Raw genomic sequence first — 4,312 nt, forward strand, 5'->3', positions numbered from 1 at the left:
GCCCGCGGCGCCGGGACGGCGGAGGTGGGGCCGGTGACCCGGCCCCACCTCGCCGGTCAGCCTCGTGGGGTCACCGCTGCATCGTCAGCAGCCCCGGCCGGTACGGCAGCGCGCCGTAGTCGCCGCCCGAGCTGGGCGAGCGGCCCTGGTACAGCAGCTGCAGGTTGCACGGGTCGACCGTCATGGTCTGGTCCGCGCTGGTGCGCAGCAGCTCGCCGTGGCTGATGTCGTTGGTCCACGTCGCGCCGCTGTTGGCCTTGCCCGCGAACGGGTTGGACTCGCTCGCGGCCTGCGGCGACCACGAGCCGTCGAGGCTGGTGGCCGTGAAGGACCGGAAGTACCGGCCCTGCGCGCCCATGGCCTCGACGATCATGAGGTACCGCTGCTGACCCGCGAGCTTGTAGACCTGGACGGCCTCGAACAGGTTGGCCTGCGTGTCGGTCATGATCGTCTGGTAGCTCGACCCGAAGCTGCCCGGGAAGTTCCCGATCGGCATGCTCGCGCGGTAGATCCGCCCGTTGTCGCCGGCGAAGAACAGGTACATGTTCCGGTCGTCACCGATGAGCGCCTGGTCGATCGGTCCGGTGCCGGAGTTCGAGATCGAGCCGGTGAACAGGGTCTGGTGCGCGCCCCAGCTGTTCGGGTCGGACGGGTTGGTCGAGGTCCGGTAGGAGAACGCCGGGCCGCCCCACTGGTACGCCAGCACCCAGATGTTCTTCGGCGCGAAGTAGAACAGCGACGGCGCGACGGCCGTGAACGGCATCGACCTCTGCTGCGCCGAGGCCATCTGCGACCAGCCCGAGAACGGCGCGAAGGCCGTCGACTGCCACGCCGAGCCCGTGTTCGTCGTCGCGTAGACGAGCTGCTGGCCGTTGTACGGCGCGACCGTGAAGTCCTTGAGCGACACCCAGCCGGACCGCGGCTGCGCGAGCACACCGGAGTCCCGCCAGCGGTACGACGACGGCAGCGCGCACGTGCCCGTCGGCGGGGGAGTGGTCGTCGGCGACGGGTTCGGCGTGCCACCGCCGCCGAGCCGCACGAGCTGCCACTGCTGGTTGGCGCCGCCCCACGGCGCGTACTGGACGACGGCCGCACCGTCCGCGGTGGACGCGCCCTGCACCTCGACGGCCTTGCCGGACTGGCGCCCGATGAGCGTCACGTAGCCGCCGCTGACGTCCTGCAGCCGGAACTGCTGGTTGGTCTGGTTGCGGTCGGTGTACTGCGTGATCGCGGCGCCGTCGGCGGTCGACCAGTTGTAGACGTCCAGCACCTTGCCGGACAGGCGCGACTTCAGCCGGTAGTACCCGTCGCCCGAGTCGACGAACTGCCACTGCTGCTGGGCGCCGTCGTTGCGCGTCCACTGCACGATGCGGGCGCCGTCGGTGGTCGCGAGGTTGTAGACGTCGAGCGCCTTGCCGCTGCCGCGGTTGACGAGCACGTAGGACGCGTTCGTGTCGACGGTCGCGGCGGACGCGGCCGGTGCGGCGACGACCGCGAGGACGCTCGCCGCGGCGGCCGTGGCCGTCGCCACGAGGGCGGCGACCCAGCGCCGTCGTCCGCGTGCGGGCTGCGGGGCCCGGGGTGCACGTGCTGGTCTCATGGTGCTCTCCTTCGAGTCATCAGGGGACGGGCGCCGTCGGCGGGCGACGGCAGGGACCCGCGGTCTGCACCGGTGTAGGTCCCTCCGCGACCCTCGTCGGCCGCGGATTGTTAGCCTTAACATTGCCCGCCCGACGGGTCCGTTCCAAGCGGTTCGTCCCCTGGTTAAGCGTTTCGACGCGCGTTGGTGTGACGACGCGGGCCGCGCCGTCCGGTACCGCGCCGACTCTGCCGCCGGGAGCGGCGGCGCGGTCCGCCGGCACCTACCCTGTGCTTCGGCGCACGTCCGACCGGCGGGCGCCTCGGCACGGACGAAGGTGGCGGCGCGCATGCCCGGTGGACTCGCAGCACTCCTCGACGACGTCGCGGCGCTCGCGAAGCTCGCGGCGGCGTCCATCGACGACGTCGGCGCCGCGGCGGGCCGCGCGGGCGCGAAGGCCGCGGGCGTCGTCATCGACGACACCGCCGTGACCCCGCGCTACGTGCACGGCGTCACGGCCAACCGCGAGCTGCCGATGATCTGGGCCATCGCGCGCGGCTCGCTGCGCAACAAGCTCCTGTTCATCCTCCCCGCGGCCCTGCTGCTCAGCCAGTTCCTGCCGTGGCTGCTCACCCCGATCCTCATGGTCGGCGGCACGTACCTCGCGTTCGAGGGCGCGGAGAAGGTGTGGGAGGCGCTGCGCGGCAACAAGGCGGCGGAGCGGGCGGTCGCGGCCGTCGAGCAGGGCCCCGAGGCCGAGAAGAAGATGGTCGCGGGCGCCGTGCGCACCGACTTCATCCTGTCCGCCGAGATCATGGTCATCGCGCTCAACGAGGTCGCGGACCAGGCGTTCGTGGCCCGCGCCGTGTCCCTCGTGGTCGTCGCGCTCGCGATCACGGTGCTCGTCTACGGCGTCGTCGCGCTCATCGTGAAGATGGACGACATCGGCCTGCGGCTCGCGCGGACGCGCAGCGGTGCGGTCGCCGGCCTCGGGCGCGGGCTGGTCTCCGCGATGCCGAAGGTCATGGCGGTGCTGTCGACCGTCGGCATCGCGGCGATGCTGTGGGTCGGCGGGCACATCCTGCTCGTCGGCGTCGACGAGCTCGGCTGGCACGGCCTGTACGACGTCGTCCACCACCTCGAGGAGGCCGTGCACGGCGTCGAGGGCGTCGGCGGGTTCCTCGCCTGGCTCGTCAACACGCTCGCGTCCGCGCTGATCGGGCTCGTCGTCGGCGGCGTCGTCGCGCTGGTGGTCCACCAGATCCACAAGCGGCGGGGGCACGTGGCGCACTGAGGGACGGCGCCCGCGGGGACAGGGCGTCGCGGGACCGCCGTTCGGATCGCGCCGACGCCGCGGATGCCGTTCCCTGAGGCATGGCCGACGTCCGTGCATCGCCCGCGGTCCCCCCGAGCGAGCCCGAGCCGGAGATCGAGGACGCCTTCGACCGCCTCGTCGAGGAGGGCCAGGACCGGCTCTCGCGGCCCTGGCTGCCGCTGATCAGCACCGGCCTGCTCGGCGGCATCGACGTCGGCACGGGGGTGCTCGCCTACCTGGTCGTGCTCGAGCAGACCGACGACCACCTGCTGGCGGGGCTCGCGTTCTCCGTGGGGTTCGTCGCGCTGCTGCTCGCCCGCAGCGAGCTGTTCACGGAGAACTTCCAGGTGCCCGTCACGGCGGTCGTCGCACGCCGCGGCACGCTGAGCCAGCTGATGCGGCTCTGGGGCACCACGCTGCTCATGAACCTCGCCGGCGGCTGGGTGATGACCTGGCTGATCGTGCACGCGGTGCCCGCCGTCCGCGCGACCGCGGTCGAGGCCGGCGAGCACTTCGGCACCATGCCGCTGGACCTGGCGTCGTTCAGCTCGGCCGTGCTGGCGGGCGCCGTGATCACCCTGATGACGCGCATGCAGCACGCCACCGAGAGCATGGGCGTCAAGCTCGTGCCCGCCATCCTGTTCGGCGCCCTGCTCGCCGGCCCGCAGCTCTTCCACTCGGTGCTGGACTCGCTGCTCATGTTCTCCGCCCTGCACGTCGGCGCGGACTTCGGCTACACCGACTGGCTCGTCCGGCTCGGCTGGGCCGCGCTGGGCAACCTGGCGGGCGGTCTGGTCCTCGTCACGGCGATCCGGTTGCTGCGCGTGCCGCACCGGGTGGCGGAGGAGCGCCGGGAGGTCGACGAGGAGCGGTGACCGCGGCGCGGCGCACGGCGCGTGTCACACCCGGGCCGCCCGCGTCGTCGGTCCCGTGACGGCCGCCGACCGGGCGGCACCGAACGAGGAGGACCCATGGCCCGCATCGCCCCGCCCGCACGGCAGCGCCTGTCCACGCGGCTCGTCGCCGTCGCGACCCGTCGGATGTTCGGCCAGGTGATGGAGCCGGGCATGGTCACGGCGCACCACCGCGGTGTGTTCTGGTCGCAGCTCCTCGGCGAGTCGGTCCTGCTGAACGGGCGCCACCACCTCCCGGACCGGCTGCGGGACCTCGTGCAGCACCGCGTGGCCGTCGTCATCGGCTGCCCCTGGTGCATCGACTTCGGCGCGATGCTCGCGCTGCGCACCGGGATCAGCGCCGACGACCTGCTGGCCGTGCCGGAGTACGCGACGTCGACCCGCTTCAGCGACCTGGAGAAGCGCGCGCTCGCGTTCGCCGACGCGGCGACCGCCACCCCGCCGGAGGTCACCGACGACCAGGTCGCCGAGCTGCGCGCGCAGCTCGGCGACCTGGTCGTCGGT

The 4,312-nt window shown here is 72.7% G+C and carries 4 protein-coding genes; 3 read left to right on the plus strand and 1 reads right to left on the minus strand.

Translation table 11 applies throughout. The features are described from left to right. Window positions 1-70: 70 nt before the first annotated feature. Entirely contained in the window at window positions 71-1,600 is a 1,530-nt protein-coding gene (locus tag ACFUMH_RS18685; protein ID WP_378209051.1) for a non-reducing end alpha-L-arabinofuranosidase family hydrolase, read from the minus strand. 328 nt (window positions 1,601-1,928) lie between these two features. Between ACFUMH_RS18685 and ACFUMH_RS18690 the strand changes: the two genes are divergently transcribed. The 3 genes from ACFUMH_RS18690 to ACFUMH_RS18700 form a co-directional block, all read left to right on the plus strand. Next, window positions 1,929-2,873: a DUF808 domain-containing protein gene (locus ACFUMH_RS18690; RefSeq protein WP_378209053.1), complete on the plus strand. Its 945-nt coding sequence runs from the start codon at window positions 1,929-1,931 to the stop codon at window positions 2,871-2,873. A gap of 80 nt (window positions 2,874-2,953) precedes the next feature. Next, window positions 2,954-3,769, plus strand: coding sequence for a formate/nitrite transporter family protein (locus ACFUMH_RS18695; protein WP_378209055.1), 816 nt, complete (start codon window positions 2,954-2,956; stop codon window positions 3,767-3,769). A gap of 96 nt (window positions 3,770-3,865) precedes the next feature. Continuing rightward, window positions 3,866-4,312 (plus strand): carboxymuconolactone decarboxylase family protein (locus ACFUMH_RS18700; protein WP_378209057.1); only part of this gene is annotated, 447 nt, incomplete at its 3' end.

The organism is Cellulomonas sp. NPDC057328, from assembly GCF_042667215.1.
Lineage (GTDB): Bacteria > Actinomycetota > Actinomycetes > Actinomycetales > Cellulomonadaceae > Cellulomonas.

Coding starts and splice junctions, on each gene's coding strand:
- ACFUMH_RS18695 (WP_378209055.1), top strand. CDS start 2,954: ATGGCCGACGTCCGTGCATCGCCCGCGGTCCCCCCGAGCGAGCCCGAG.
- ACFUMH_RS18685 (WP_378209051.1), bottom strand. CDS start 1,600: ATGAGACCAGCACGTGCACCCCGGGCCCCGCAGCCCGCACGCGGACGA.
- ACFUMH_RS18690 (WP_378209053.1), top strand. CDS start 1,929: ATGCCCGGTGGACTCGCAGCACTCCTCGACGACGTCGCGGCGCTCGCG.